Genomic DNA, 26,883 nt, shown 5'->3' with positions numbered 1-26,883 from the left:
GCCAAGACATTTCAGACGGCCTTTCCCCGCTCAAACGGACACACGTCGTCTGAAATCCGATTTCCCCGATACCTCAAACTAGGAGACTCAACATGGGCTTCAAGCCAATTCCTGCGGCGGTTGCGCTCGCGCTGACGCTGATTATCTGGTTCGTCATACCCGTGCCGCAGGGCGTATCGCCCGACGCATGGCACCTTTTGGCGTTGTTCGTCGGCATCATCGCCGGCATCATCGGCAAAGCCATGCCCATCGGCGCAATGGCGATTTTGGGCATTACCTTGGTCGCGCTGACCGGCGTGACCAACGAAAAAGCCGCCGACGCGACCAAAGACGCACTGAGCAGCCTCAACAACTCGTTAATCTGGATGATCGGTATCGCCATCATCATCTCGCGCGGTTTGTTGAAAACCGGCTTGGGGATGCGTATCGGCTACCTTCTGATTTCCCTCTTCGGCAAACGCACGCTGGGCGTAGGTTACAGCCTGGCTTTGGCCGACTTGGTCATCGGTCCGGTAACGCCGAGCAACACTGCGCGCGGCGGTGCCATCGTGCATCCGATTATGCGTTCCATCGCCCTGAGTTTCGATTCCGACCCCGAAAAAGGCACTGAGAGCAAAATCGGTAAATACCTCGCACTGGTCAACTACCACGCCAACATCATCACCTGCTGCATCTTCATTACCGCGACCGCGCCCAACCCGCTGGTCGTCGAATTGGTCGCCAAAGCCACCGATTCGCAAATCCACCTCTCTTGGGGCACATGGTTCGCTGCCATGGTCGTCCCCGGCCTGATCGCCATGTTCCTGATGCCGCTGGTGCTGTATTTCCTGTATCCGCCCGAAATCAAACAAACGCCTAACGCGACCGCTCTTGCCAAAGAAAAACTGAAAGAAATGGGCGCGATGAAGCGCGACGAAAAAATCATGCTCGGCATTTTCGTGATTCTGCTGCTTCTGTGGGCAGGCGTTCCCGAAATGCTGTTCGGTGTGAAAGTCGATGCCACCGCCACCACCTTCCTCGGCCTCTCCCTGTGTCTGCTCACCGGCGTACTGACTTGGGACGACGCACTGAAAGAAAAAGGCGCGTGGGACACCATCGTCTGGTTTGCCGCCTTGGTCATGATGGCGAACTTCCTCAACAAATTGGGACTGATTGCATGGCTGTCCGAATCCATGCAGGGCGGCATTTCCCATCTCGGCTTGGGCTGGGAAGCCGGTTGCGCCCTTCTGGTACTCGCCTACCTCTACGCCCACTACGTTTTCGCCAGCGGCACGGCACACGTTACCGCCATGTTCGGCGCGTTCTACGGCGCAGGTCTCGCCTTGGGCGCACCGCCGATGCTGTTCGCCCTGATTATGGCGTCCGCCACCGGCATCATGATGTCGCTGACCCACTACGCTTCAGGTTCGTCCCCCGTCATCTACGGCTCGAACTATGTCAGCATGACCGAATGGTGGAAAGCCGGCTTCATCATGAGCGTGGTCGAAATCCTGATTTTCGGCACCATCGGCATTATCTGGTGGAAGGTGTTGGGCTACTGGTAAACCGCCGTTTGACGCATTGCCGATATAAGGCATAAAAGCCGAAGGCCGTCTGAAAATTTTTCAGACGGCCTTCGGCTTTTATCGGACGGATAAGGGTTGTTACATCGGGCCTCTTTCGGGGCCGCGTCCGTCGTCGGGACCGTGCATGTGGTGATGGTGGTGGTGTCCGCCGTGTCCTTCAGGACCCGGGCCTGGGGGAACCACACAGCCGGTCAGAGCGAGCAGGGCGGCGGCAGTTATGCCCAAGCCCAGTGCGGATTTGATTTTAGACAAATGAATCATAGTATTCTCCTTTGATGGGGAACGGGGTGGGGAACGGAAGGATTCTCGCTTTCTCTGGGAGTATGAAATTGAAAACAACAAACCGCTCCCCGAAGATTAACCGTTTTACGCCATGCACTTTAACGGACGGCCGCGTTGCAGTGTGCGCGGCTTGTGTAAAACTTGTTTTCCGGTTTTTCGTAGAATCAGCGGCGGGATGCGTTTATTTTGATTCCCATTAAATCCGATTAAAACAGGTAAGGCCGTCTGAACAAAATCCGTTTGTTCAGACGGCCTTTGCGTTACAATACGGGCATTTCCACAAATCGGGCCGCATCGTGAAAATCCTCATCATCGGCAGCGGGCAGGTCGGTTCGACCGTCGCCCAAAACCTCGCCTCTTCCTCCGCCAACGACGTTACCATCGTCGATTTAGACGAAAAAGCGCTGCACAGAATCGGCAGCCGGCTGGACGTGCAAACCATAGTGGGCAACGGCGCATCCCCGTTTGTCCTCGAACAGGCGGGCGCAGCCGATTCCGACCTGCTGCTGGCACTGACCCGCAGCGACGAAACCAATATCGTCGCCTGCAAAATCGCCGCCGACCTGTTCAATATTCCCAGCCGCATCGCCCGCGTGCGTTCGGCGGAATATCTGGAATACCTGCATCCGTCGGCAGACGGCGGAGAAGAAGCCGACAGCCTGAGCATTTTCGACATTACCGAAACCATCAGTCCCGAACAGCTCGTAACCGAGCAACTTGTCGGCCTGCTCAGCTATACCAGCGCATTGCAGGTTTTGCGCTTCAGCGACGACAGGGCGCGGATGGTGGTGGTGCAGGCGCGGCAGGGCGGTTTGCTGGTCAACAAAGAAATCGCGCAGATTAACGAGCACCTGCCCGAAGGTGCCGACTGCCAGATTTGTGCGGTTTACCGCAACAACCGCCTGATTGTACCCTCGTCCAAAACCGTGATTATCGAAGACGACGAAGTGTTTTTCGTCGCCAGTACCGACAGCATCAACGCCATCATGCGCGAATTGCGGCCGAACGAACAGCATACCCGCCGCATCATGATTGCCGGCGGCGGCAAAATCGGTTACCGGCTGGCCAAACAGCTTGAAAACGAATACGACATCAAAATCATCGAATACAGCAGCAGCCGTGCCGAATGGCTGGCGGAAAACCTCGACAACACCTTGGTTTTGCAAGGTACCGCCACCGACGAAACCCTGCTTGACGAAGAATACATCGACGAAATCGACGTTTTCTGCGCCCTGACCAACGACGACGAAAACAATATCATGTCCAGCCTGCTGGCGAAAAACCGCGGCGCCAAGCGCGTGATTACCATCGTCAACCGTTCCAGCTACGTCGATTTGCTCGAAGGCAACAAAATCGACATCGTGGTGTCGCCGCACCTGATAACCATCGGTTCGATACTCGCCCACATCCGCCGCGGCGATATTTCCGCAGTTTACCCGCTGCGGCGCGGCACGGCCGAGGCCATCGAAGTGGTGGTACACGGCGACAAAAAGACCTCGTCCATCGTCGGGCGCAAAATATCCGACGTGAAATGGCCGCAGGGATGCCATTTTGCCGCACTGGTGCGCGGAGACGAAGTCATTATGGCGCACCGCGGCGGAACGGTCTTGCAGGACGGCGACCATATCATCTTTTTCGTTTCGCGCCGCCGCGTGCTGCGCGAACTGGAAAAACTGATTCAGGTGAAAATGGGCTTTTTCGGTTAGGCCACCGTTTTTTCAGACGGCCTCCCAATGTTATTTTTCAATACTTCGATAAAAAAAGGTGGAAACTATGTTACGCAACGTTTTGATCGCTTCCCTCATCGCCGCCGCAACCCTGCCTGCCGCCGCCGAGCCGCTGAACTACAATGTCGTCGAATTTTCCGAAAGCGCAGGGATGAAAGTGCCGCGCGATACCATGACCGCAATGTTCCGCATCCGTGCCGAAGGCAAAGAGCGGCAGGCCGTGAACGCCGCTTTTATGGAGAAATTCAACGATTTCAGCCGTAAGGCCAAAAAAAGCGCGTTCAAAACCGAACTGACCGGCCGCAACGCCATGCCGCGCTACCAATACAACAACGGCAAACGCACGCAAACCGGTTGGGAAGAAAGCGCCGAATTAAAAGTGGAGAGCAAAGACTTTGCCGCACTCAACCGCCTGATTGCCGAGACTCAAACCAGCGCCGAAGTGGCGCAGACCTATTTCAGCGTATCCAAGCAGAAGCGTGAAGAAATCATCGACCAAGTCAGCAAAGCCGCCCTGCTGCGCTTTAAAGAACGCGCCCAAGCATTAACGCGCACGCTCGGTTTCTCGAATTACAAAATCGTCAAACTCAATTTGGGACATGTCGGCAGCCAAGTATCGGAACGAAGCACCGAGGCCGTCATGATGCGCAGCAAGGCCGTCGCCATGTCGATGGCCGCCTCGAGCGAAGAAATGGATAATGTGTCTCCGGGCAGCGAAGAAATCAGTATTACGGTAGACGGCAGCATTCAGATGTAAGGCCGTCTGAAACGGCACGGGGCAGGGCCGGAAGCTTCACCGAAGCAAACCTCAAAGAAATAAAAAGGCCGTCTGAAAACCCTTCAATCGTTTTTCAGGCGGCCTTTGCTTGTTTCAAAACTATCGGCAAAACACGATTAACGCGGATGAACCATATCGGCGGGGACGACCAGTTCGTCAAACTCTTCGCCTGTCAGCAAGCCCAACTCAACGGCGGTTTCGCGCAGCGATTTGTCGTTTTTATAGGCGGTTTTGGCGACTTTGGCGGCATTTTCGTAGCCGATTTTGCGGTTCAGCGCGGTAACGAGCATCAGGGAATGGTGCAGGAAATAGTCGATTTTTTCCGGCATGGGTTCGATGCCGGCGGCGCAGTTTTCGTTGAAGCTGTTGCACGCATCGCCCAACAGGCGGATGGATTGCAAGAGGTTGTAGGCGATAACGGGCATATAGACGTTCAGCTCGAAATTGCCCGACGCGCCCGCCATGCCGATGGTGACGTCGTTGCCGAACACTTGGCAGCACACCATGGTCATCGCTTCGCATTGGGTCGGGTTGACTTTGCCCGGCATGATGGACGAACCCGGCTCGTTTTCGGGGATTTTGATTTCGCCCAAACCGCAGCGCGGGCCGCTTGCCAGCCAGCGGATGTCGTTGGCGATTTTGTTCAGGCTTGCCGCCAGCGTTTTCAATGCGCCCGAAGCGGCAACGGCGGCATCGCGTCCGCCCAAGGCTTCAAATTTGTTCGGCGCGCTGACAAACGGCAGGCCGGACAGTTCGGCGAGTTTGGCGGCGGCTTTTTCGGCGTATTCGGGATGGCTGTTCAAGCCCGTACCGACCGCTGTGCCGCCCAAGGCGAGTTCGTATAAACCTTTGAGCGCGTCGTTCAGACGGCCTAAGCCGTGGTCGAGCTGGGAAACGTAGCCGGAAAATTCTTGTCCCAAAGTCAGCGGCGTTGCGTCCTGCAAGTGGGTGCGGCCGATTTTGACAATGGGTGCAAAGGCTTGGGCTTTTTTGTCCAATGTGTCGCGCAGGGCTTGGACGGCGGGAATGAGGTGGCGGTTGATTTCAATCGCGGCGGCGACGTGGATGGCGGTCGGGAACGCGTCGTTGGTCGATTGCGCGTGGTTCACATGGTCGTTGGGATGGACGGGCTGGTACGCCGCCAAACCCGTACCGGCGATTTCGTTGGCGCGGTTCGCCAGCACTTCGTTCATGTTCATATTGGACTGCGTGCCAGAGCCGGTCTGCCAAACCACTAAAGGAAACTGCCCGTCGAGCTTGCCGTTCAACACGTCATCCGCCGCCTGCGTAATCAAATCCGCCTGCTCGGGCTTAATCCTGCCGAGGGAAACATTGGTGGCGGCTGCGGCTTTTTTCACCAGCGCCAAAGCATAAATCAGCGGCTGCGGCAGGGTTTCGCCGCCGATTTTGAAATTGTTGCGGCTGCGCTGGGTCTGCGCGCCCCAATAGGCTTCAGACGGGACTTCGACATTGCCCATGGTGTCGTGTTCGGTACGGGTGCTCATTTAGTGCTCTCCTAAAAAAATTAATACTGCAAGCGAGAATAATTATAACGATGAGACGATGAACTTGGAAAGCATGGGAAAGACTGCATATAACATTGTTAAAGAATTATTGATATGAAACAAAGCACTGAAAAAGATGTGCTTCAGGTTGCTTAAAGAAATAATGCGGCGCCAAGGGATTAGCCTTCCTTTACTTCGAAATCCTTTAATAGCATAATAAATAGGAATTATTATCAAAAGTTATCTGGTTCGTACAGATGGGCGAAAGTGTATTTGTACCTCAGATGGATTCGATATGGAGATTGGAAAATGGAACTGAAAAGACGTGATTTCTTAAAAATGACCGCCGCGCTGGTTGCGGCAGGCGTTTCGCCTTCGCTGTTGGCGGCGGGAAAAGAGCAGTTTACAGTGTACGGCGCGCCGGCGATGCCCAGCGTCACCATCGCCGTAGCGGCGTTGCAGGGCAAGTTGGCGAAGCAGGCGGATGTGTCGCTGAAGGTTTGGCGTTCGCCCGACCAGCTTCGCGCGGGCGTGGCGAGCGGGCAATTTAAAGTGATGATGAGTCCGAGCAATGTCGGCGTAAACCTGCGCAACCAAGGGCAGAAAGTCGGCATGGTCAATATTTTGACCAACGGCATCACGCAGTTAGTCTGCAAAGGCAGCGCGATTGCCTCGCCGCAGGATTTGGTCGGTAAAAAAATCCTTGTGCCGTTTAAAAACGACATGCCCGACATCGTGCTGCAAGCCTTGTTGAAAAAACTGAAAATCGACGCGCACAAAGTCAGTATCACTTACATCGCCACGCCGCCCGAAGCAGTCGGACTGTTTTTAAGCAAGGACTACCACGCCGCCATCCTGCCCGAACCGATGGCGAGCGCGGGTATGCTCAAAGGCAAAACCATGGGCGTAAACGTCGTGCGCGGCTTTGATTTAGTCAAGGCATGGGGGCAGGCGTTTGACACCAAACCGCTGATTCCGATGGCGGGCATCATCGCCAACGAAGAATATTTCCACGCACACAAAGCGCAGTTCGACATCTTCCATCAGGATTTGAAAAACGCGCTCAACTGGATACTGGCCAACCGCCAAAGTGCCGCGAAAATCGGCAAAAACTACCTCCCCGCCCCCGAACCCGCCCTAGTCATGGGCTTGGACGGCGCGCGGCTGACGGTAACCAAAGGCAGCGAAGTGAAGAACGAGATTTTGAAGTTTTACGAAATCCTGATGCAGTTCAACCCGAAACTCTTGGGCGGCAAGCTGCCGGATAACGGATTCTTCTTGGCTTAAAAGAGGATAGAGGCCGTCTGAAAATAGTGAAAGCCATTGAAATCTGACTTGTCATCTTTCAGACGGCCTATCAGATAATAGTTAGAACAGTACACAAAGAGCCGTCATTCCCGCGTAGGCGGGAATCCAGTCTCTGATATTGCAGGAATATTTTAAAATTGCAGCGACGTCAAACCTCTAGATTCCCGCCTGCGCGGGAATGACGGCGGGTGGTAACCGTAGGTTGAGTTGCCAAACTCAACAAAACCGTCGGATTACCTGAAATGTTGGGTTATGATCCAACCTACAAGTTCAATACAATATTTTATTGAAAGGGATGATTTATGGAAAAGAATTTCCTATTTATAGATCACGAAAAATTAGATACAACAATTTATAGAATTTTTCCTATACACCGTTTTTTAGAAATTTTAGATACCAATAAATTGACTTTGGTAAAACCCAAATTATGGGATGACCCGTTTGAAAATGCCCTATTATCTTCAACATTCATCATGTCAGGAGAAGAAACCAGCATAGAGGCGAGAAATTCAGTATATGGTCAATGCTGGACTTGGCATCGGGAATCAGATGCAATGTGGCGCATTTACTCTCCTAATAAAGATGGTATTAGAGTTTCTACAACACCTAGAAAATTATTAACAGCTTTACATGAGGAAATCGAAAGGTTTGAAAAAGTTCGTGGTTTTCTTGGTCAGGTGCAGTATGCGACAAGTAAGGATTTGATAAATAAATTTCAAAAAATAGAACTATTAAAAACAGATGGAAGCGGTATCGCAGAATCGTTATTGTATAAACGAAAAGCATTTCAACATGAAAATGAGGTACGCTTAATCTATTTGGGACAAGATGGGTTATGCCAAGAAGACATCTTTAAATTTGATATTGAACCAACAGAATTATTTGATGTTCTCCTGTTTGACCCTAGGATAAATCCATATTTGAAAAAAGCATATAAGAGTCAGATTCTTAAAAAAGGTAAATTTGAATTTAGACGTTCTTCATTGTACGAGGCACCAAAGAATCTTAAGTTTAATTTGTAAACCAACAAGCAATCGTAGGTTAGCCGCAGTCGTAACTCAACAAAATACCAAAATCCCAAACCAAGGTCGTCTGAAAAACAATATTTGGGAAAACCAAACCGTTTTGTTGGTTTACGGTGTTCCATCTAACCCAATCAACCATTTTTTCAGACGACCTACCGTCCCCAAACCATCCCCATCAACCAACATCTAAACCATGATTAAAACCGACAAAATCCGCAAACCGCAGCCTGCGGTGTTTTACATCATCGACTACCTTTGGAGCGGCTTTGCCGGTTTGAGCGTGGCGATGGTGGTGGTGGCGTTGTGGGCGTGGGGCAGTGCCGTGTTCGGTGAGTTTATGCTGCCTGAGCCGGTGGAGGTATTTCAAAAGTCTTTGGATTTATTGAAACATTTTCAGGAAAACGAAATCGGGATTTCGCTGTGGCGGTCGGTAGTGGGCATTTCGGTTGCGCTGGTAGCGGGATTGGCGGCGGGGCTGGTGGCGGGCAGTTTTAAGACGGCGATGGCGTTGCTTAAGCCTGTGATTACAATTTTGTTGGCGATGCCGCCGATTATTTGGGTGGTGATGGCGTTGTTTTGGTTCGGTTTCGGCAATCCGAGCGTGTTGTTTACCATCATTGTGTTGGTTGCGCCGCTGACGTTTGCGAGTGCGGCAGTCGGGATGGCGAGCGTGAACAGGCAGCATGAGGAATTGTTTGACGCTTATAAGTTAGGCCGTCTGAAAAAAATCCGTTATCTGTATATCCCGCATCTGACGGGCTATGTGATTTCCAGCATCGGCGTGGCGGTGGCGATGGGGGTGAAGGTGGTGATTATGGCGGAACTCTTGGGCGCGAGCGAAGGCGTGGGCGCGCGGATTGCGGACGCGAGGGCGATGCTGGAGACTTCGACGGTGATGGCTTATGTGGTGTTGGTTATCGTGTTTGTGTCGCTGTTTGAATACCTGATTACCAAGCCTTTGGAAATTTTGTTTATGCCGTGGAGGAGATGATGCTCTGTCTTGAAAACGTGCGTTTTGAAATTCTCCGCGACCCCATCGTGCGCGATTTCAGTTTGAACCTGCAACATGGAGAAGTGAAGGCTTTGTTCGGACCGAGCGGCTGCGGCAAGACGACGGTTTTGCGGTTGATTGCGGGCTTGGAAACACCGAAATCAGGCACGATACGCAATACTTTCTGCAAAACGGGTTTTCTGTTTCAGGAAAACCGCCTGCCGGAAAACTTGACCGCGATGCAGAATATCACGATTTTTATGGACAAACCCGATGAGGACGAAATCATCGCGCTGGCGGCGAAAGTCGGGCTGACTGCGGGCGATTTGAACAAATATCCGATCGAATTGTCCGGCGGCATGGCGAAACGGGTGGCGTTTTTGCGCCTGCTGCTGTGCGGCTGCGACCTTGCCTTGCTGGACGAGCCGTTTGTCGGTTTGGACCGAGATTTGCGCGATATTTTGGTTGCCATGCTGGTGGAAAAAATCGAGCGGCAGGGCATGGCGTGTATGCTGGTAACGCACGACCGCTTCGAAGCCGCACGCCTGAGCCATGAAATCATGCTGCTTTCCACTAAGGGCATGAACGTGCAAAACATGATGACCCTGCCCACGCCGTTGTCCGAACGCGATTCGACTTTTGAAGAAGCCGTGGTGGCAAGGGAGTTTCAGGGGATTCGTTATTATGAGTGATACGGGCATTTGAGTATCTGACGAACCTTGCGGTTCGTTGCCCTCTCCCTAACCCTCTCCCACGGGGCGAGGGAATCAGGTTGCTGAAAATCAGAGGGTGTAGGATTAAGAATCGGATGGCAGGTAAACCCGAAAATGTTCAGGTTTGGCAGCTTAATCCCCTCTCCCCGTGGGAGAGGGCTAGGGAGAGGGCTAGCAAGCCGCAGGCTTGCCTCTTCGGCGAAAGGTACGAATCTGTTGTCCGAACGCGATTCGGCTTTTGAAGAAGCCGTGGTGGCAAGGGGCAGGGGATTCATTATGAGGTGCTTTATGTTTTCGACTGTGATTACTGCTGCTGTTTTATATATTGCTACAGCAGTAGATTTGTTGGTAATACTATTAATATTTTTTGCTAGAGCAAATACTAGAAAAGAATATCGAGATATTTATATCGGACAATATTTAGGTTCTGTAATTTTAATATTAGTTAGTTTATTTCTAGCTTTTGTTTTGAATTATGTTCCGGAAAAATGGGTGTTGGGTTTATTAGGTTTAATACCGATTTACTTAGGTATTAAAGTTGCTATTTACGACGATTGTGAGGGCGAAAAAAGAGCTAAAAAAGAATTGGATGAAAAAGGGTTGTCAAAATTAGTCGGTATTGTTGCTTTGGTTACAGTTGCTAGTTGTGGTGCAGATAATATTGGACTTTTTGTTCCTTACTTTGTGACTTTAGATCTTGTCGACTTATTAGTTACTCTTCTTGTATTTTTAATATTGATTTTTGTTTTAGTATATACAGCACAAAGATTGGCTAATATTTCAGGTGTTGGTGAAATTGTAGAGAAGTTTAGTCGTTGGATAATGGCTGTTATTTATATTGGTTTAGGGTTATTTATTATTATTGAAAATAATACAATTCGAACAATAATATCAATAATATGAATGATACAGGCATTTGAGTATCTGACGAACCTTGCGGTTCGTTGCCCTCTCCCTAACCCTCTCCCACGAGGAGAGGGAATCAGGTTGCTGAAAATCAGAGGGCGCAGGATTGGGAATCAGATGGCAGGTAAACTTGAAAATGCTCGGACTCGACATCCCGATTCCCTCTCCCACGGGGAGAGGAGATCAGGTTGCTGAAAATCAGAGAACGTAGAATTGGGAATCGGATGTCAGGTAAACCTGAAAATGTTCGGTGGCAGCTTAATCCCCTCTCCCAGTGGGAGAGGGCTAGGGAGAGGGCAAGCAAGCCGCGGGCTTGCCTCTTTGGCGAAAGATACGGCCCTGTCCACCCAATAAATCCATATCCGAAAGCATCTTCATGCAGAATCAAGCCAAGTCATGAATAAATTTTTCACCCACCCCATGCGGCCGTTTTTCGTCGGCGCGGCGGTGCTTGCCATACTCGGCGCGTTGGTGTTTTTCATCAGCCCCACCGCCATAGTCATGCACCGCCAAATCTTCTTAGAACTCATGCTGCCTGCGGCATACGGCGGCTTCCTGACTGCCGCCATGCTCGAATGGACAGGGTATAAAGGTCGTCTGAAACCCGTTGCCACCGTCTTGGCGGCGCTGTTGCTTGCCGCATCCGTCCTGCTGCCATTTTCGCCGCAAACCGCTTCGTTTTTCGTCGCTGCTTATTGGCTGGTGCTACTGCTGTTCTGCGCCTGGCTGATTTGGCTCGACCGCAACACCGACAACTTTGCCCTGCTGATGCTGCTTGCTGCGTTCACCGTTTTTCAGACGACCTATGCCGTCAGCGGCGATTTGAACCTGCTGCGCGCGCAAGTGCATCTGAACATGGCGGCGGTGATGTTCGTATCCGTCCGCGTCAGCGTCCTTCTGGGTGCGGAAGCCCTCAAAGAATGCCGTCTGAAAGACCCCGTATTCATTCCCAACGTCGTCTATAAAAACATCGCCATCACCTTCCTGCTGCTGCACGCCGCCGCCGAACTTTGGCTGCCCGCGCAAACCGCCGGTTTTACCGCGCTTGCCGTCGGCTTCATCCTGCTCGCCAAGCTGCGCGAACTGCACCATCACGAACTCTTGCGCAAACACTACGTCCGCACCTATTACCTGCTCCAGCTTTTTGCCGCCGCAGGCTATCTGTGGACGGGCGCGGCGAAACTGCAAAACCTGTCCGCCTCCGCCCCCCTGCACCTGATTACCCTCGGCGGCATGATGGGCGGCGTGATGATGGTGTGGCTGACTGCCGGACTGTGGCACAGCGGCTTTACCAAACTCGACTACCCCAAACTCTGCCGCATCGCCGTCCCCATCCTCTTCGCCGCCGCCGTCTCGCGCGCTGTTTTAATGAACGTGAACCCGATATTCTTCATCACCATCCCTGCGATTCTGACCGCCGCCGTGTTCGTGCTTTATCTGTTGACGTTCGTGCCGATATTTCGGGCGAATGCGTTTACGGACGATCCGGAATGAGGGGTGATGGGGGAAGTTCTTTATAAAATTTTTTCTCTTAGGGAGAAATTTAGAAGTAATTTTTCCTCACAAATTTTGTTGGCTATACTCATTAATTTGTAATTTTTTAGTTGTATAATCAAGCCAATTTTCACTATGGAACATCATTATGAAAAATGTTTTGAAAGCCTTGGTCGCTGCTGTTTTTGCCGTATCTGCTTTGTCTGCATCCGCTCGCGGTATGCACAAGCACAAGCCTTTGGCGTTTGAGGAGTTGCCGAAGATTTGTCAGCAGTATTTTACCCGTGCGGAGGTGTGTTATAAGAAGGCGGGGGATAAGGCTGAGTTTCAGCGCGACAACACTAAATTTCTGTGGCAATCGCTGCCTGCTGCGGATTTGGGTCAGCGTGAGCGTATGTGTCAGATTGCGATGGATTCGTTTGCGGAAAAAACGCGTAACCTTCATTGCGAATAATTGCCCTGTTTTCAGACGGCCTTTTGACCTTTTCCGCGCGTGTTTCCCAATATGACTTTTTCTTCTGTTTTTTAAGGAGATGCTATGCCGACTGTGATTACCGACCCTGCCAGACTTGCTTCCGCCCAAGCCTTGTTTACGGAAACCATCCGTACCGTGCTGCCTCAAAGGGTAATCTGTACCGTGTCGGGTGTCGGCGGCGGCTTTGAGACGGAGGCAGCGTATTCGCCCAAACTGAACTTGTGGTATGCGGTGCAGTGGCAGGATAAGAAATGTTGGAACGGTTTCGGCATCGGTGAACCGTTAGAAGGAAAGAAGGTGTCGATTGCGGCGGAAATCAATTTCCCGGTCGCAGGTCTGAACCGCGCGGTATCGGGGGTGTTTGCCGAAGACGGGAAGGGCGGGGTCTGGGTGCTGCACCGCGGCAAAATCCGCGGCGGCAAGGAATTGTTTTTTCGATATTTTGGCGGTGAAACGGTTGCGGCGGACGATGGCGGCAGGGAGGATACGTTTGCTCTGATCGGCAGGTTGGACGATGCGGATTTTGCGGCGAAACTGGCGGCATTTGTGTCGGAAGTGTTGCGGATTAAGGCTGCGGCCAAGGGTTGAGCGGGTATTTGTGAGGCCGTCTGAAAAAATGTGTTTCGAATTTCAGACGGCCTTTTAATGTGCCGGATGGATTTTTCGAGGGCGGTGCGTGCAGGCTGTTTTCATGATAAATCAGAAAGTTGGTGTGGTTACATGCCGTTATTCCTGTCGGGCGGTTTGAAATCGGCTATAATGATTTGCGAAAAATTTTCATTAAGAGGATAGTTTATGAACCGTTTGTATCCGCACCCGATTATTGCCCGTGAGGGCTGGCCCTTTATCGGCGGCGGTTTGATTTTGAGCGTGCTGTTTTCGATGTGCTGCGGCTGGTGGTCGCTGCCGTTTTGGGTTTTCACTGCGTTTGCCTTGCAGTTTTTCCGCGATCCTGCGCGCAATATTCCGCAAGACGCGGAGGCGGTGTTAAGCCCTGTGGACGGGCGCATTGTGGTGGTGGAGCGCGCGCGCGACCCTTACCGCAATGTGGAAGCGTTGAAAATCAGCGTGTTCATGAACGTGTTTAACGTGCATTCGCAAAAAGCGCCCGCCGATTGTACGGTAACGGCGGTGGAATATACGCGCGGCAAGTTTGTGAATGCGGATTTGGATAAGGCAAGCACTGAGAACGAGCGCAATGCGGTTTTGGCGACTACGCAGTCGGGGCGCGAGATTACCTTTGTGCAGGTTGCAGGTTTGGTGGCGCGCCGGATTCTGTGCTACACCAAAGCGGGCGAACGGTTGAGTCGGGGCGAGCGTTATGGCTTTATCCGCTTCGGTTCGCGCGTGGATGTGTATTTGCCTGTCGACGCGCAGGCCATGGTGTCCATCGGCGACAAAGTTACGGGCGTAAGCACGGTATTGGCGCGCCTGCCGCTCCATGCGCCTGTCGCCGCCCCCGACGAATCCGCTAAAGCCGAAGCTGTGGCTGCCGTGTCTCAGGATGAAATCGAGGCTTCGGCCGAGAAAGTGCGCGAGGCGGCAGACAAAGAAATCAAAGGTTAAACGCCTGTGTGAATGGAAAAGGTTTTCAGGCCGTCTGAAAACCTTTTTTTACGGCCGGATAGGGCGCGCTACTAAAGCCATTGCCGTAGCTAGATTAGGGCGGCTATTTCCTCCGATACGGGAATGACGGCAGCAGACGGAGTTTGTCGGGAAGTTTGACTTGTTAATCGAAACAAATGATTTGGCGGCTTGAGGCCGTCTGAAAAAAGGACATGGTTTGAGTAGAAATAAAATGTTCCAAGTCGATAAATCGCTGGAAAAACCCGAACGCGTGATGTTGGTCGGAGTCATGCTGGATACGGATTATGCGGCCGGCGGTGCGGGCGGGCAGGTTTTTTATTCCGCCGAATCCCGCAAAGCACATTTTCAGACGGCCTTGGACGAAGCCGCCGATTTGGTACGCGCCGCGGGCGGGGAATTGGTGGCGGTGGAAACGTCCAAACGCGACAGGCCGCATTCCGCTTTGTTTGTCGGAACGGGCAAGGCGGAGGAGTTGGCGGCTTCGGTGCGGCTGCATGATGTCGGACTGGTGGTGTTCAACCATGAACTGACGCCGACGCAGGAACGCAATTTGGAGAAAGAATTGCAATGCCGCGTACTCGACCGCGTAGGGCTGATTTTGGCGATTTTCGCCAAGCGTGCGCAATCGCAGGAAGGCAAGTTGCAGGTGGAACTGGCGCAGCTTTCGCATCTGAGCGGGCGGCTGGTGCGCGGTTACGGGCACCTGCAAAGCCAGAAAGGGGGCATCGGCCTGAAAGGGCCGGGCGAAACCCAGCTTGAAACCGACCGCCGCCTGATTAACCAGAAAATCACCGCATTGAAGCGGCAGTTGAAAAACGTGCGGCAGCAGCGCGCCACACGCCGCCAATCGCGTATGGGAGGCCGTCTGAAAACTTTTGCCATCGTCGGTTATACCAATGCGGGAAAATCCAGCTTGTTCAACCGTATGACCAAGGCGGGCGTTTGGGCGGAAAACCAACTGTTCGCCACGCTCGATACGACGGCGCGGCGGCTGTTTCTGTCGCATGAAGTGAGCGTGATTCTGACGGACACGGTCGGTTTCGTGCGCGATTTGCCGCATAAGCTGGTGTTGGCCTTTTCCGCGACCTTGGAAGAAACCGCACTGGCGGACGTGTTGCTGCATGTAGTCGATGTATCCAATCCCGAATTTGGGCGGCAGATGGAGGATGTGAACGCGGTGTTGGAAGAAATCGGCGCGCATGAAATACCGCAGCTTGCGGTATACAACAAGATTGATTTGCAGCCGTCGGAAGAGAGAAAAACGGGCATTGTGCGCGATGCGGCCGGAAAAGCGGCGGCGGTGAATATTTCGGTGGCGGAAAATCTGGGGTTGGACGATTTGCGTCAAGCAATGATAGAACGTGCGCTGGAAGGCCGACGGTAAGTCGGGCCGTCTGAAAATGCCGGTAAACTAGGGAGAAGGTTTATCGTTTGTTTCAGACGACCTGAAGAGGAAACCGGAATCGGAAAGCCGTTTACGCCGAGTGTTTTTTCTTCACATGAGGCAGGTTTTCATAAACCATCCAAACGGCCAAAGTCAGATAAACGATGCTGGAGAGGACGCCGATGACGGCGAAGAGGGGCATGAGTCGGTCAATCATGATGGTACCCGGGGTCAGTAAGAAGTTGTTCGCAAAGTGTTTTTATTTGAATGTGAAGCCGCGCAGGTTTCCTGCTTATAAGCTGTTTCCGCGGTGGCGGAATGTGGGTATAGTATGCGGGCGAAACATTTTCAGGTCAATCGGGATTGTCGTAAATCTTCTGGGAAAGTTTCCGAAAACGTCCGGAAAACAAAGCATATTATTTTAAAGGTGTGGATTCAGATAGGTATTCGTACTAAAAACAGCCCGTTTTTGTTTGAAAAACAAAAGGATAATAATGTTTTTGCATATTTTATTTTCATTAATGGAAAAGTAAAGAAATTGAATTTAAATGTAAAATGAAGCAATTCAGCCACACCTGCGGCGGGAAAACGGCCTGCCTGCACGCACACATCATATCGTAAAAAAACATCATGAAAAACAATTGTTTCCACTGCGGGCTGGAAGTGCCCGAAAATGTCCGTTTCCCCATCCGTTTTGAAAACGAAGAACACGAGACCTGTTGCGCAGGCTGTCAGGCCGTGGCGCAAAGCATTATCGACGCCGGACTGGGCAGCTACTACAAGCAGCGTACCGCCGAGGCGGAAAAAGCCGTGTTGCCGCCGCCGGACATGCTGGCGCAGTTGAGACTTTACGACTTGCCGGAAGTACAGGCCGATTTTGTGGCGGCGGGGCAGGGCGGAGAACGTGAGGCCGTGCTGATGCTGGGCGGCATTACCTGCGCAGCCTGCGTATGGCTGATTGAGCAGCAGCTTTTGCGTTTGGACGGTGTGGTGCGGGTGGATTTGAATTACAGCACCCACCGCGCCCGCGTGGTTTGGGACAATGACAGGACTGCTTTGTCGGACATCCTGCTGCGGATTCAGTCTACGGGCTATACCGCCGCGCCGTATGACGTGCAGAAGGTAGAAGTGCAGGCGCAGAAAGAGCGCAAGCAGTCGATAGTGCGCCTTGCCGTGGCGGGGCTGGCGATGATGCAGACCATGATGTTTGCCGTGCCGACTTATTTTTACGGCGGCGACATCGAACCGCTTTACCTGTCGATACTGCACTGGGGCGGTTTTCTGATGGCGCTGCCCGCCGTGTTTTACAGTGCGCAGCCGTTTTACCGCGGAGCGTGGCGCGATTTGAAAAACCGCCGCGTCGGTATGGATACGCCGATTGCGCTGGCGATTGTGATGACGTTTGCCGCGGGGATTTACAGCCTGGCGACCAATGCGGGGCAGGGCATGTATTTCGAGTCGATTGCCATGCTGGTGTTTTTCCTGCTCGGCGGCCGCTTTATGGAACAGATTGCTCGGCGCAAGGCGGGCAGTGCGGCGGAGAGGCTGGTGAAGCTCGTCCCCGCTTTCTGCCACAAGATGACCGGTTTCCCTGCCGACGAAGAGGTTGAGGAAGCCGTGGTCGCGCAGCTTCAGAGCGGCGATGTGGTGCTGGTGAAACCCGGGGAGGTGGTGCCGGCGGACGGTACGGTGTTGTCGGGCGAGAGCGAAGTCAACGAAGCGATGCTTACCGGCGAAAGCCTGCCCGTTGCCAAGGTGCGCGATGCCAAGGTAGTGGCGGGCACGCTCAATACCACCGGCCCGCTCGTTGTCCGTATCGACAGCGCGGGCAGCGGCACGCGGCTGGCGCATATCGTCAGACTGCTCGACCGCGCCCTTGCGCAGAAGCCGCGACTGGCGGAAATGGCCGACCGCTACGCTTCCGCCTTCGTTTTCGGCGAACTGCTGCTGGCCGTGCCCGTGTTTGCCGGTTGGGCTTGGTATGCCGATGCGCAAACCGCGTTGTGGATTACCGTAGCCCTGCTGGTGATTACCTGCCCGTGCGCCTTATCGCTGGCGACGCCGACCGCGTTGGCGGCTTCCACCGGCACGCTGGCGGCGGAGGGGGTGTTGGTCGGCGGCAAGCAGAGTTTGGAGACGCTGGCGCAAATCGACGACATCGTGTTCGACAAAACGGGAACGCTGACCAAGGGCGAGTTGTCGGTCAGCCGGATTATCGGTTTAGGCCGTCTGAAAAATGATGAGGCGCTTGCAGTGGCGCAGGCGCTGGAGCGGCAGTCGGATCATCCGGTTGCCCGGGCTATCCTGCGTTGCCCGCTTTCAGACGGCCTGCCGCATATCAGGATCGGGCAGCGCGTCAACCGCGTCGGACACGGCGTCAGCGCGCAAATCGACGTCGGCGGGAAAACGCTGGTTTGGGCTTTGGGACGGGCCGGATTCGTGGCCGAAACGGCAGGCGCGCTGCCGCCGGATGCGGCACATATCGCGCACGACGGCAGCATGGTGTTTCTGGGTAATTCCGAGGGTTTTCAGACGGCCTTCCTGCTGGAGGACGGTATTAAAGACGGCGCGGCCGGTATGGCGGCCGAATTGAAGAAACGCGGGCTGCGGCTGCACCTGTTGAGCGGAGACCGCACTGCCGCCGTCGCCCACGTCGCCGCACAACTGGGTTTGGACGAATACCGTGCCGAAGCCGCGCCGGAAGACAAACTTGCTTATGTCGAAGGCTTGCAGCGGCAGGGGCGGAAGGTGCTGATGGTGGGTGACGGCATCAACGATGCGCCCGTACTCGCCCGTGCCGATGTGTCCGCCGCCGTTGCGGGCGGAGCCGATGTTGCGCGCGACGGGGCCGATGTGGTGCTGTTGGGCGACGATATGGGCGTGCTGCCGCTGATGATTGACCAAGCCGTGCGCACCCGTGCCGTTATCCGCCAAAACCTTTTGTGGGCGAGCGCATACAATATCATTGCGGTTCCGCTTGCCGTGCTGGGTTATGTCAAGCCGTGGATTGCCGCGCTGGGCATGAGTGCCAGCTCGCTGCTGGTACTGGGGAATGCGCTGAGGCTGCTGAAGAAGTGAACCGAAGGATTGTATCTCCCGCGATGTATTGAGGCCGTCTGAAAATCTGTTTTTCAGACGGCCTGATGTTTCAGGGATAAACGCGGAACTATTTTCCGGCTTTGTCCGCGTCCAGCATCGGTTTCAACGCCTCCCACACCTGCGGCAGTTCGGTGAAGCCGTCCGAATCCATCAGATGCCCGCCGTTCGGGATATGGATGACGGGGCTGTCGAGGCGTTCGGCCATGCTCAGGGTCAGTGCGAGCGGGACGTGGCTGTCGTTGTCGGACACGAGGCATTGCTTGGGCATACGGATGCGTTTGAGCACGGAGAAATCGGGAGCGGCCCCTTTGATATAGGGATCGAGTTGCGGCAGCGGCGGCAGCGGATCGGCGAAGCCCGCCGCCAGTACCAAACCGCCGATTCTTTCGGGCTGCTGGCGGCAAAGGAAGTGCAACAGGGTGATGCAGCCCAAGCTGTGGCCGACGAGGAAAGCGTTTTCGTCGGGCTTGCCGATGTGTTGGTCGAGGGTGAATTGCCAAGACTGGACGGTCGGATTGCCGGGATTGGGCATGGCTAACGCACCGGCCTGCACGCCGCAGGCACGCGCCTGTGCTGCCAGCCAGTCAAACCAGTTGCCGTGGGGATTGCCCTCAAAGCCGTGTACGATAAAAACGCGTCGGGTCATGATGTCCTTCCTTTCCAGCCTGTTTTGCTGTTGCGGCAATTTTATATTCTTCTTTGAATTATATCGCAAACAGACATGAGGCCGTCTGAAACCTTACTAAGGGCGTTTCAGACGGCCTTTGACATACAGGTGCGCCGCTTTTAGAAATATCCCGCCTTTTTACGCTCTTCCATCGCCGCTTCCGACACGCGGTCGTCCATGCGCGTGGCGCTGCGTTCGGAAATGGTGGCAGCCGCGGTTTCGGCGATGATGTCTTCGGGCGTGGCGGCGGTGCTGGCTACGGGGCAGGTGCAGGAAATGTCGCCGACGGTACGGAAGCGCACGTCGCGGATTTGGGAAACTTCGCCTTCGCGTTTCGGCGTCAGCGGGGTAACGGGGACGAGCAGCCCGCCGCGTTCGACGACTTCGCGTTTATGGCTGTAATAAATCGGCGGCAGCGCGAGGTTTTCGCGGGCGATGTATTGCCAGATGTCGAGTTCCGTCCAGTTTGAAATGGGGAACACGCGCATGTTTTCGCCGCTGAACAGCCGCGTATTGTAGAGCGACCAGAGTTCGGGACGCTGGCTTTTCGGGTCCCATTGTCCGAATTCGTCGCGGAACGAGAAAATCCGCTCCTTCGCCCGCGCTTTTTCCTCATCGCGCCGCGCGCCGCCCATCAGCGCGTCAAAGCCTTGTTCTTCAATGGTTTCCACCAGCGTAACCGCCTGCGCGGCGTTGCGCGAATCGGTTTCGCGGCGCAGGACGACCGTGCCTTTTTTGATGGAGTCTTCGACGCTGCCGACCACCAGTTGAACGCCCGTGCGCGCCACGGTTTCATCGCGGAACTGAATCACTTCGGGGTAATTGTGCCCTGTATCGACATGCAGCAGCTTGAACGGCAGCTTGAGTGGGCGGCCTTCGAGTTTGAACGCCTTGACCGCCAGCGCCAGCAAAACGACGGAATCCTTGCCGCCGGAAAACAGCAGCGCGGGATTTTTCGCCTCGGCGACGACTTCGCGGATGATGTAGATGGATTCGGCTTCGAGCCAGTCTAGGTGGCGGTTTTGGATGGACATGTTTTTCTCTTTTGCAGACTCCGTGACAGGCGATACTTTAAACAGGCCGTCTGAAAAAGGGAAAGAATGGTTTGTTCGTTATTAAGATGATTTCGTTATATATGCCAAAGCATGCGAACGTAAGAATGCGGGGGATAACGGATGTTTCGGCACCTTTAATTTTCGGCGCAGAATGCAGTCAGGCCGTCTGAAAAAATTTCAGACGGCCTTTATCTTTATCAGTCGGGTCAGACAGCGGGCGTTTCCGATTCGGCAGGAGAGACGTCTGCGGCGGAAGCCGTTTCGGGTTGTTCTTCCTGTGCCGCCGCTTTGCGCGCGGCTTGGGCGGCCGAATCCTGCTGTACGGCGGGATGTTGCTGGGCTATCGCCTGCTCTTCCGGGCTGACTTCGCCTTTGAAGCGGTTATTCAAATCAAAACGTTTGCCGCCGCGGGCCAGTGATTTCAGATAACGCGGACGGCGGCAGTGGTTGGCCAGCACGCGCGCAATCAGGGACGGGTCAAACTGCGGCAGCGCGGCAACCAAATCCTGATCGATACCGACTGCCAACGGTTTGAAACGTTTGAACACATCATATTTGCTGTAGATATGGTCGGCAATCATATCGGTCTGCTTTTTCTTGCTCATGGTTTGGACGGCGGACTTCAATGCTGCGCCCAAAGCGGTTTCTTGTGTCATCTCGGTTTTATTCCTGTGTAACGAATCCGTGGATTTTTTACGGCAAATTTCCGCCATTGTAGTATAAAGCGGATGTTTTGGCTAAATTTTTTAGGGGCGGCGGGCTTTGCCTGCACGGGCGATGTCGGGCGTATCAACGGCTACGTCGGCATTTTGTGCGCGATGGCGCAGGGCGTGGTCGATGAGTACCAGCGCGAGCATGGCTTCGGCGATGGGGGCGGCGCGCAGGCCGACGCAGGGGTCGTGTCTGCCGTGGGTGGCGAGTTCGACGGGGTTGCTGTTGATGTCGATGCTGCGGCGCGGGGTGGCGATGGAACTGGTGGGTTTGATGGCGATGTTGACGTGAATGTCTTGTCCGGTGCTGATGCCGCCGAGGATGCCGCCTGAGTGGTTGGACAGGAAGCCTTGCGGGGTGAGTTCGTCGCCGTGTTCGCTGCCGCGCTGGACGACGCTGCCGAAGCCCGCGCCGATTTCCACGCCTTTGACGGCATTGATGCCCATCATGGCGTAGGCGATTTCGGCATCGAGGCGGTCGAAAACGGGTTCGCCCAAGCCGACGGGGACGTTGGCCGCTTCGATATGCAGTTTTGCGCCGACGGAATCCAAGGATTTGCGTACGCTGTCCATATAGTTTTCCAGCTCGGTGATTTGGCTTTGGTTGGCGGCGAAGAAGGGATTTTGGGAAATGTGTTCGTAACCTTCAAACTGAATTTCTTTTTCGCCGACTTGGGTCACGTAGGCGGTGATTTCCGTGCCGAATTTTTCTTTCAGCCATTTTTTGGCGACGGCTCCGGCGGCAACGCGGGCGGCGGTTTCTCGGGCGGAGCTTCTGCCGCCGCCGCGATAGTCGCGCGTGCCGTATTTGTGCCAATAGGTATAGTCGGCGTGGCCGGGACGGAAGCTGGCGGCGATGTTGCCGTAGTCTTTGCTGCGTTGGTCGGTATTGCGGATTAAGAGGGCGATGGGTGTGCCGGTGGTTTTGCCTTCGAAGACGCCGGAGAGGATTTCGACTTGGTCGGCTTCGCGGCGTTGGGTAACGTGGCGGCTGGTGCCGGGTTTGCGCCGGTCGAGGTCGGCTTGGATGTCTGATTCGGTTAAGGCCAGTCCGGGCGGGCAGCCGTCGATGATGCAGCCCAAACCTGCGCCGTGGCTTTCGCCGAAGGTGGTAACGGTGAAGAGTTGTCCGAAAGTGTTGCCTGCCATTGCGTACCTGATTGGGAAATGTTTGAATCGGAGGGGATTTTAACATAAAGGCCGTCTGAAAATCTTGTTTCAGACGGCCTCTCGTATCCTAATGTCTTAAATATAAGGTCAGTTTAATTTGCCGTGGCATTGTTTGTATTTTAAGCCGCTGCCGCACGGGCACAGTTCGTTGCGGTGTACGATTCTGCCTTCTTCGGCCAGTGTGTCCAAACTGAAATCGTTGCCGGTCGGATCGAAGGCTTCGGTAACCAAATCGGTCTGCGATTCGCCGAGCAATTCTTCCATATCCGGTGCGCCGGAGTGCGTGGCGTGTATGTCGGTGGGCGTGCGTTCTTCCATTTCCTCCGGAACGGTATTGCGCTCGATTTGTACCGATGCCAGCAGTGAGGCAATATTCTGCTTGATGCCGCGCCACAGGTTTTCGAACATGGCGAAGGCTTCGCGCTTGTATTCCTGTTTCGGGTTTTTCTGGGCATAGCTGCGCAGGTGGATGCCTTGGCGCAGGTAATCCATTGCGGCCAGGTGCTCGCGCCATTGTGTGTCAATGACTTGCAACATGACGTTGCGTTCGAAATCAGCCATCGGTTTTTTGCCGACCAGCTCGGTTTTTTCGGCGTATTCGGTTTCGATGCGGTCAATCAGACGCTCTTTGATGTCTTGGCCGTCAAGGGTGTTGTCTGCTTCCAGCCATGACCGGATGTCTGCCGACAGGCGGAATTCCGCCTCAAGCTGGTGTTCCAGTGCGGGAATGTCCCATTGCTCTTCCATGCTGTCGGGCGGTATGTGCAAATCGACCAAATCGCTGATGACTTCTTCGCGGATACCTTTAGTCAGATCGCTGACGTCTTGGTTGTTCAGGATTTCGTTGCGCTGGTGGTAGATGACTTTGCGTTGGTCGTTGGCAACGTCGTCGTATTCCAATACTTGTTTGCGCATGTCGAAATTGCGGCCTTCGACTTTGCGTTGCGCACCTTCAATCTGGCGGGTCAACAGGCCGTGTTCGATGGCGACGCCCCGTTCGGGAGCAAGGCGGTTGAGGATGGCGGCGGCGCGGTCGAGTGCGAAGAGGCGCAGCAGCGGGTCTTCAAACGAGAGGTAGAAGCGGCTGGAGCCGGGATCGCCTTGGCGGCCTGCACGCCCGCGCAATTGGTTGTCGATACGGCGGCTTTCGTGGCGTTCGGTGCCGACGATATGCAGGCCGCCTGCGGCGACGACTCTGTCGTGTTCTGCCTGCCAGCCGTTTTCGAGGGCGGAAATCTGCGCTTGTTTTTCTTCGTCGCTCAGGGTTTCGTCGGCACGGATGGCGTCGATTTGATGTTTGAGGCTGCCGCCGAGCACGATGTCGGTACCGCGCCCCGCCATATTGGTGGCCACAGTGATGGCGCCGACTTTACCGGCTTGGGCGACAATCAGGGCTTCGCGTTCGTGTTCTTTGGCGTTGAGGACGTTGTGCGGCAGGCCTGCCTGATGCAGCAGCTTGGACACGAGTTCGGAGTTTTCGATGCTGGTGGTACCGACGAGGACGGGTTGTCCGCGTTTGTGGCATTCTTGGATGTCTTTGACGACGGCCTCGAATTTTTCTTCGGCGGAACGGAAAATTTGGTCGTTGAAGTCTTTACGCTGTACGGGGCGGTTGGTCGGGATGATGACGGTTTCGAGGTTGTAGATGCTTTGGAACTCGAAGGCTTCGGTATCGGCGGTACCGGTCATACCGGAGAGCTTGGTGTACAGGCGGAAGTAGTTTTGGAAGGTGATGGAGGCGAGGGTTTGGTTTTCGCGTTTGATTTCCACGCCTTCTTTGGCTTCGACGGCTTGGTGCAGGCCTTCGGACCAGCGGCGGCCGGACATCAGACGGCCTGTAAATTCGTCAACGATGACGATTTCGCCGTCTTGGATAACGTAGTGTTGGTCTTTGTGGAACAGCGAGTGCGCGCGCAATGCTGCCATGAGGTGGTGCATCAGGGCGATGTTGGCTGCGGAATAAAGGGAGTCGTTTTCTTGCAGCAGCCCCATTTGGGTCAGGATTTGCTCGGCGTGTTCGTGGCCGGCCTCGCTCAGGATGACCTGATGGGCTTTTTCGTCCACCCAATAATCGCCTTCGCCTTCTTCGGTTTCTTGGCGGACAAGTTGGGCGGGGATGGCATCCATAATCTGGTAGAGCTGCACGTTGTCGTCGGCCTGGCCGGAGATAATCAGCGGGGTACGCGCCTCGTCGATCAGAATGGAGTCTACTTCGTCCACTACGGCAAAATTCAATTCGCGCTGAACTTTGTCGTATTGGTCGGTTACCATATTGTCGCGCAGGTAGTCGAAACCGAATTCGTTATTGGTACCGTAGGTAATGTCGGCACCGTAGGCGTTTTGACGGTCAAACGGCTGCATATCGGCGATGATGACGCCGACGGTTAAGCCGAGGAAGTTGTAGAGCGGCGCCATGATGCCAGCGTCGCGCGAGGCAAGATAGTCGTTGACGGTAACGACGTGCACGCCTTTGCCGGACAGGGCGTTGAGATAAACGGCAAGGGTGGCGACCAAGGTTTTTCCTTCGCCGGTGCGCATCTCGGCGATTTTGCCGTCGTGCAGCACCATACCGCCGATAAGCTGTACGTCGAAGTGGCGCATACCGAGTACGCGGCGGGATGCTTCGCGGCAAACGGCAAAGGCTTCGACCAAAATGTCGTCCAGAGTCTGTCCGTCGGCGAGGCGTTGTTTGAATTCGGCGGTTTTAGCTTGGAGGGATTCGTCGCTCAACGCCTGCATTTCGGATTCAAGCGCGTTGATTTTGGCGACGGATTTACGATACTGTTTCAGCAGACGGTCGTTGCGGCTGCCGAAGATTTTCTTAGCAATGTTTGTAAGCATGAATATTGGTTCCTGCGCCTGATATAATTTGAAGAAGGCGAAGCACTGATTCTAACACAGGCAGCCCTTTAAAGTGATGATGCCCGTCGGAAATGATGGCTGATTTACTATATTTCAATATCTTCCGGTATTTTTCCAGATAAACAATCAAAAACCAAAGGCCGTCTGAAATATGAATTTAGAGCAACTGAGTAAACGCGACAGGCAGCTTGAAAGCCTGTTGCGGCAATCGCAACAATGGCGGAAGCTGGATGGAGAGGTCAAACGGATTATGCCGGCCAACCTGCGTCCGCATTTTCAGACGGCCTGTGTGGAAGGAGGGAGGCTGGTATTGCTGGCGGCGAACAGTATGGCTGCTTCAAGGTTGAAAATGATTTTGCCCGCGCTATTGCCGCAACTGCGAAAATTCAGGGGGGATATTGAAGCCGTCGCTGTAAAAACCGTGCCGAAAATACCCGAACGTGAAAAAGTCAACAGCCTGCATTTGAGTGAAACTGCACTGGAGAATCTCGGAAAAACGGCGGACAGGGTGCGTGAGAGGCATCCGGAATTGGCGGATGTGTTGGAAAGATTAGCTGAAAAACATAAAGTTAAATAACAGGTGATGGAATGGTACGGACAGGCGGAAGCTGTATCTTGCAAGGGTGAGAAGTACATATTGTTAATATGAGTTAATAAAATAAGTAATATTCATGTCCGACAAATAAAACTAATTCTCTTTTGTAAACAACTGTAAGCTATCTGGAATTTTTTGACTTAAATCAAAGTTTGCCTGAAAATAAAGTCGCATACTCCGCGACTAGACTTTACAGGACTTCCTGACAATCCGTTGCATGGTTTCCATAGAATCCTGTTTTGTGAATGAATTATCAGGATTTCCTAGATATATGTCTTTAAAAAACAATTTTCCATAAAACCTTAAGAAAGTTCCAAACTAGGAGATATCCAAATGAAAGCCTATTTAGCTCTAATTTCTGCTGCCGTCATCGGCTTGTCTGCTTGTTCGCAAGAAGCTTCAAAACCTGCCGAAGCCTCTGCTCCGACTGCATCTGCTGCTTCCGAAGCCGCACCTGCTCCTGCAGAAAGCACGCCTCCTGCCGACGCACCTGCTTCCGAAGCAGCATCTACGGCTGCCGCACCTGCGGCGGGCAACTGCGCGACTACCGTTGAATCCAACGATAACATGCAGTTCAACACTAAAGACATCCAAGTCAGCAAAGCTTGTAAAGAATTCACCATCACCCTGAAACACACCGGTACCCAGCCCAAATCAGGCATGGGTCACAATATCGTGATTTCTAAAGTGGAAGACATGGATGGCGTATTGAAAGACGGCGCTACTGCCGGTGCCGATGCCGACTATGTAAAAGCCGGTGATGCCCGTATCGTTGGTCATACTAAATTGATCGGCGGCGGCGAAGAGGCTTCCGTAACCGTTGATCCTGCCAAACTGGCCGACGGCAGCTACAAATTCTACTGCTCATTCCCCGGACACGGTGCTTTGATGAATGGTACCGTTACCTTGGTTGACTAAATCGCCGACAATCAAACAGCCTGCCCGCGTGCAGGCTGTTTTTTATCTGTATGGCGGAGCAGTCGGA

At 53.8% G+C, this 26,883-nt stretch carries 24 protein-coding genes; 16 read left to right on the top strand and 8 right to left on the bottom strand.

Translation table 11 applies throughout. The annotated features are described in order from the left end of the window. The first annotated feature begins 92 nt into the window (after positions 1–92). The gene (locus ACI43T_RS04925; RefSeq protein ID WP_405385712.1) at positions 93–1,544 is read left to right on the top strand and encodes a DASS family sodium-coupled anion symporter; all 1,452 of its coding nucleotides are present in this window, start codon (positions 93–95) and stop codon (positions 1,542–1,544) included. A 99-nt stretch (positions 1,545–1,643) separates the two neighbouring features. Here ACI43T_RS04925 and ACI43T_RS04920 read toward each other — a convergent pair whose 3' ends face one another. After that, positions 1,644–1,826: a hypothetical protein gene (locus ACI43T_RS04920; protein WP_405385711.1), complete on the bottom strand. Its 183-nt coding sequence runs from the start codon at positions 1,824–1,826 to the stop codon at positions 1,644–1,646. 317 nt (positions 1,827–2,143) lie between these two features. Here ACI43T_RS04920 and trkA point away from each other — a divergent pair, with 317 nt between their 5' ends. Further along, entirely contained in the window at positions 2,144–3,553 is a 1,410-nt protein-coding gene (gene trkA / locus ACI43T_RS04915) for a Trk system potassium transporter TrkA (protein WP_405385710.1), read from the top strand. Positions 3,554–3,620: 67 nt separating this feature from the next. Next, a complete protein-coding gene (locus ACI43T_RS04910; RefSeq protein ID WP_009173869.1) occupies positions 3,621–4,331 on the top strand; it encodes an SIMPL domain-containing protein in 711 nt (236 codons plus the stop codon). Positions 4,332–4,468: 137 nt separating this feature from the next. Here ACI43T_RS04910 and fumC read toward each other — a convergent pair whose 3' ends face one another. Then, complete coding sequence (fumC, locus tag ACI43T_RS04905; RefSeq protein WP_405385709.1) at positions 4,469–5,857, bottom strand: class II fumarate hydratase; 1,389 nt, start codon at positions 5,855–5,857, stop codon at positions 4,469–4,471. Between the two features lie 309 nt (positions 5,858–6,166). On the opposite strand from fumC, the gene ACI43T_RS04900 reads away from it, so the two are divergent. From ACI43T_RS04900 to hflX, 10 genes are all read left to right on the top strand, one after another. Continuing rightward, a complete protein-coding gene (locus ACI43T_RS04900; protein WP_405385708.1) occupies positions 6,167–7,144 on the top strand; it encodes an ABC transporter substrate-binding protein in 978 nt (325 codons plus the stop codon). A 323-nt stretch (positions 7,145–7,467) separates the two neighbouring features. Continuing rightward, positions 7,468–8,187 (top strand): DUF2971 domain-containing protein, encoded by a 720-nt coding sequence (locus tag ACI43T_RS04895; protein WP_405385707.1) that lies wholly within the window; start codon positions 7,468–7,470, stop codon positions 8,185–8,187. 196 nt (positions 8,188–8,383) lie between these two features. Next, entirely contained in the window at positions 8,384–9,181 is a 798-nt protein-coding gene (locus ACI43T_RS04890) for an ABC transporter permease (protein ID WP_405385706.1), read from the top strand. Continuing rightward, the gene (locus ACI43T_RS04885; RefSeq protein WP_405385830.1) at positions 9,181–9,873 is read left to right on the top strand and encodes an ATP-binding cassette domain-containing protein; all 693 of its coding nucleotides are present in this window, start codon (positions 9,181–9,183) and stop codon (positions 9,871–9,873) included. Before ACI43T_RS04890 ends, ACI43T_RS04885 begins: the two co-directional genes overlap by 1 nt. Before the next feature lie 309 nt (positions 9,874–10,182). Then, positions 10,183–10,797, top strand: a complete 615-nt coding sequence (locus tag ACI43T_RS04880; RefSeq protein WP_003703682.1) for a CadD family cadmium resistance transporter — start codon at positions 10,183–10,185, stop codon at positions 10,795–10,797. Positions 10,798–11,196: 399 nt separating this feature from the next. Then, positions 11,197–12,294 carry an NnrS family protein gene (locus ACI43T_RS04875; RefSeq protein WP_405385705.1) on the top strand — a complete coding sequence of 366 codons (1,098 nt, stop codon included), beginning with the start codon at positions 11,197–11,199 and terminating at the stop codon, positions 12,292–12,294. A 148-nt stretch (positions 12,295–12,442) separates the two neighbouring features. Beyond that, positions 12,443–12,748: a hypothetical protein gene (locus ACI43T_RS04870; protein WP_405385704.1), complete on the top strand. Its 306-nt coding sequence runs from the start codon at positions 12,443–12,445 to the stop codon at positions 12,746–12,748. A gap of 84 nt (positions 12,749–12,832) precedes the next feature. Further along, on the top strand, positions 12,833–13,357 hold the full coding sequence (locus ACI43T_RS04865; protein ID WP_405385703.1) for a restriction endonuclease: 525 nt from the start codon (positions 12,833–12,835) through the stop codon (positions 13,355–13,357). 207 nt (positions 13,358–13,564) lie between these two features. Beyond that, positions 13,565–14,335, top strand: coding sequence for a phosphatidylserine decarboxylase (locus ACI43T_RS04860; protein ID WP_405385702.1), 771 nt, complete (start codon positions 13,565–13,567; stop codon positions 14,333–14,335). A 232-nt stretch (positions 14,336–14,567) separates the two neighbouring features. Further along, entirely contained in the window at positions 14,568–15,740 is a 1,173-nt protein-coding gene (gene hflX / locus ACI43T_RS04855; RefSeq protein ID WP_405385828.1) for a GTPase HflX, read from the top strand. Positions 15,741–15,831: 91 nt separating this feature from the next. Here the strand turns inward: hflX and ACI43T_RS04850 are convergent, their stop codons facing one another. After that, on the bottom strand, positions 15,832–15,957 hold the full coding sequence (locus ACI43T_RS04850) for a hypothetical protein (protein WP_256359118.1): 126 nt from the start codon (positions 15,955–15,957) through the stop codon (positions 15,832–15,834). Positions 15,958–16,370: 413 nt separating this feature from the next. On the opposite strand from ACI43T_RS04850, the gene ACI43T_RS04845 reads away from it, so the two are divergent. Beyond that, positions 16,371–18,818 carry a heavy metal translocating P-type ATPase gene (locus ACI43T_RS04845; RefSeq protein ID WP_405385701.1) on the top strand — a complete coding sequence of 816 codons (2,448 nt, stop codon included), beginning with the start codon at positions 16,371–16,373 and terminating at the stop codon, positions 18,816–18,818. A gap of 88 nt (positions 18,819–18,906) precedes the next feature. Here the strand turns inward: ACI43T_RS04845 and ACI43T_RS04840 are convergent, their stop codons facing one another. From ACI43T_RS04840 to secA, 5 genes are all read right to left on the bottom strand, one after another. After that, entirely contained in the window at positions 18,907–19,485 is a 579-nt protein-coding gene (locus ACI43T_RS04840) for an RBBP9/YdeN family alpha/beta hydrolase (protein WP_405385700.1), read from the bottom strand. 140 nt (positions 19,486–19,625) lie between these two features. Further along, positions 19,626–20,585 carry a sulfate adenylyltransferase subunit CysD gene (cysD, locus tag ACI43T_RS04835; protein ID WP_083774586.1) on the bottom strand — a complete coding sequence of 320 codons (960 nt, stop codon included), beginning with the start codon at positions 20,583–20,585 and terminating at the stop codon, positions 19,626–19,628. A 182-nt stretch (positions 20,586–20,767) separates the two neighbouring features. Beyond that, on the bottom strand, positions 20,768–21,217 hold the full coding sequence (locus tag ACI43T_RS04830) for a ProQ/FINO family protein (protein ID WP_405385699.1): 450 nt from the start codon (positions 21,215–21,217) through the stop codon (positions 20,768–20,770). Between the two features lie 90 nt (positions 21,218–21,307). Continuing rightward, the gene (gene aroC / locus ACI43T_RS04825) at positions 21,308–22,420 is read right to left on the bottom strand and encodes a chorismate synthase (protein WP_405385698.1); all 1,113 of its coding nucleotides are present in this window, start codon (positions 22,418–22,420) and stop codon (positions 21,308–21,310) included. A gap of 108 nt (positions 22,421–22,528) precedes the next feature. Next, entirely contained in the window at positions 22,529–25,282 is a 2,754-nt protein-coding gene (gene secA / locus ACI43T_RS04820; RefSeq protein ID WP_405385697.1) for a preprotein translocase subunit SecA, read from the bottom strand. 172 nt (positions 25,283–25,454) lie between these two features. Here secA and ACI43T_RS04815 point away from each other — a divergent pair, with 172 nt between their 5' ends. Both ACI43T_RS04815 and azu read left to right on the top strand, forming a co-directional pair. Next, complete coding sequence (locus tag ACI43T_RS04815) at positions 25,455–25,880, top strand: DciA family protein (protein ID WP_405385696.1); 426 nt, start codon at positions 25,455–25,457, stop codon at positions 25,878–25,880. Positions 25,881–26,231: 351 nt separating this feature from the next. Then, entirely contained in the window at positions 26,232–26,816 is a 585-nt protein-coding gene (azu, locus tag ACI43T_RS04810; protein WP_405385695.1) for an azurin, read from the top strand. The last annotated feature ends 67 nt before the right edge of the window (positions 26,817–26,883 follow it).

It is taken from the genome of Neisseria oralis (genome assembly GCF_045062685.1).
Taxonomy (GTDB): Bacteria; Pseudomonadota; Gammaproteobacteria; order Burkholderiales; family Neisseriaceae; genus Neisseria; species Neisseria oralis.
The sequence above is the reverse complement of the archived record's forward strand: the minus strand, read 5'-3'. Positions and strand labels throughout refer to the sequence as shown.